The 2,594-nt window shown below is 73.6% G+C and carries 2 protein-coding genes; both read left to right on the top strand.

Annotated features, from left to right (window positions below; translation table 11 throughout):
• The first annotated feature begins 393 nt into the window (after positions 1-393).
• Complete coding sequence (locus WMJ97_RS14885) at positions 394-1,707, top strand: sensor domain-containing protein (protein WP_347349787.1); 1,314 nt, start codon at positions 394-396, stop codon at positions 1,705-1,707.
• Entirely contained in the window at positions 1,698-2,426 is a 729-nt protein-coding gene (locus WMJ97_RS14890; RefSeq protein WP_347349788.1) for a response regulator transcription factor, read from the top strand. Before WMJ97_RS14885 ends, WMJ97_RS14890 begins: the two co-directional genes overlap by 10 nt.
• The last annotated feature ends 168 nt before the right edge of the window (positions 2,427-2,594 follow it).

The following is a 2,594-nucleotide window of genomic DNA, read 5'->3' on the forward strand; positions in this document are numbered from 1 at the left end:
TGGCGATCTACCTCGGCTACGGCTACCGCCACAGCCGCCTCGCCACCGACGAGTTGGCAGAAGGCATGGTCAAGTCAGTGCCGTAGGCGGTTGCTTGGGTCTGCTTCGATTTCGGAAGCAAAACCAAGGGACGCCGCGGGTGCCGGCATCCGGGGAGGGACAGGCCGGTGGGAAGCGCCGGCATCCGGCATCCGGCATCCGGCATCCGGCATCCGGCATCCGGCATCCGGGGCAGACAAACGCTGGAACACAACCGGTGGGACGCCGCGGCAAGCGGCGTCCCACCTCTTTGCGTTGTCGGCGCGTGGGCCTCTGAGCGGGGGTTAACCCCCGCTCCGGTTGACGGGCCACCCCCGTCGTGGGGCCGGGACGTGGTTCCCTAGCGTGGTGGTCATGAAGAAGTCCTCTCCCACCCCCCTGGTGGCGGCCGCCGACGGAGTCGTCGACGCGGTCGTCGGGCTGGTCTGGGTCGTCGTGTTCGTCACGATGGTCGGGGTCGGCCTCGCCACCCTCATCGTCGGCGTCGGGGCGTACATCCTGGCCGCGGCCGTCCTGATGACCGCGTCGCTCGGCGCCGCCGAGCGGCGGCGGGCGGCGTCCGTCTATCGGGTCGACGGCGTGCCCGGCGTTCCGGACGCCGACGGCCGTCCGTCGGCGGACGCCACCCGCGTCCGGACCCCGCGGCGCGGCCTCCTCGCGCCCCTCGCCCAGGCGCTGCTCGACCTGCGCGGACGGCAGTTCTGGCGCGACGTCACGCACCTCGTGGTCACGTTCGTCCTGGGGGTCGCCTCCGTGTGGGTGCTCGCCTACGTCATCGCCGGGGGCCTCGCGCACCTGGTCAGCCCGCTGCTGCCCGCCGGCGACGGGGCGTCCGCGGCCGGCTCCCCCAGCGCGTGGTCCGACGCGCTCTTCGGCTGGAACCGGCTGCCGACGGCCGTCTCGATCGCGGTGGGCGTGGTCTCGGTCGCGCTCGGCTGCGCGCTGCTCGCGGCCGCCCACGCGCTCCACCGGACGCTGTCGCGCTCGCTGCTGCGCGTCGACGACGGCGAGGTGCTCCGCCAGCAACTGCGGGCGGCGTCCGAGCAGCGGGATGGGGCGGTACGCGCCGTCGAATCCGACCGGCGGCGCATCGAGCGCGACCTGCACGACGGCGTCCAACCGCAGCTCGTCAACGTCGGCATGCTGCTGTCGATGGCCCGCTCGAAACTCGACACCGACCCCGAGCTCGCCCGGTCGCTGCTGGAGGAGGCGCATTCCGGCACGAAGACGGCCGTGCACGACCTCCGGATGCTCGGGCGCGGCATCCACCCGTCGATCCTGACCGACTCCGGCCTGGACGCCGCCCTGTCGGCCCTCGTCGCGCAGTTCGCGCTGCCCGTGACGCTCGACGTCCGGCTGCCCGGACGCTGTGGCCAGGCCGCCGAGGACGCCGCCTACTTCACGGTCGCCGAGGCCCTCACCAACGCGGTGAAGCACGCGGAGGCGTCCGGGTGCGTGGTGCGCGTCCGGCGCGCGGGGCCCGCGGAGGGCTCGGCGGGGGCGACGCTCACGCTGACGGTCGCCGACAACGGACGCGGCGGCGCGGTCATCCTCCCGCGTGGCGGTCTGGCGGGCGTCCGGGACCGGCTGGCCGCGGTCGGCGGCCGCCTGGACGTCGCGAGCTCCCCCGGCGGAACGATCGTGTCGGCGGTGATCCCGTGCGCGTGATCGTCGTCGAGGACTCCTCGATTCTGCGCGCCGGGCTGGTCCGGCTGCTCGCGGACGCCGGCCACGACGTGGTCGCCGACCTCGTGGACGCCAGCGGGCTGACCGCCGCGGTGGAGGGGAACGCCCCCGACATCGTCATCCTGGACGTCCGGCTCCCGCCCACCCACACCGACGAGGGCATTCGCGCCGCGCTCGACCTGCGCCGGCGGCGTCCGGGGTTGCCGGTGCTCGTCTTTTCGCAGTACGTCGAGGAGCACTACGCCACCCAGCTCGTCGCGTCGAGCCGCATGGGCCTGGGGTACCTGCTCAAGGACCGGGTCACGGACGTCGACGAGTTCCTCGCCGCCCTGGACGCCGTCGCCGCCGGCGGCACCGTGCTCGACCCGGAGGTGGTGGCGCAGTTGCTCGTCCGGACGCGCAACGCCGACGTCCTCGACCGGCTGTCCCCGCGCGAGCGGCAGGTCCTCGGCCTGATGGCCGAGGGGCGCTCCAACGCGTCGATCGCCGGCGTCCTGGTCATCACCGAGAGTTCCGTGGAGAAGCACGTGAGTTCGGTGTTCACCAAGCTCGGCCTGCCGCCGGAGGAGTCCGGCAACCGCCGCGTGATGGCGGTCCTCACCTACCTCGGGCACCCGACGAGCACCGGGCCCGGGCAGCCCGCGCCCACCACTCCATCCACCCACCCCACCCACCCGCTCCGCCCCCACGAAAGGGACTGACATGACTCCCCGTCCCCAGACCGACTTCCAGACCGACCCCCAGCACACCGACCACCGGCAGAGGCCCCACCGCCGGACCACCCTCGTCGTGGGCGGCATCCTCGCGGCAGCGCTCGTCGGCTCGGCGACGTTCTCGGCACTCGGCGCGATCAACACGGTCTCCGGCAC

It is taken from the genome of Nigerium sp., assembly GCF_039811905.1.
Lineage (GTDB): Bacteria > Actinomycetota > Actinomycetes > Propionibacteriales > Propionibacteriaceae > Propioniciclava.

What these genes read in the sequence shown, in the direction of transcription:
- WMJ97_RS14885 (WP_347349787.1), top strand. Translation starts at nt 394, where the DNA reads ATGAAGAAGTCCTCTCCCACCCCCCTGGTGGCGGCCGCCGACGGAGTC.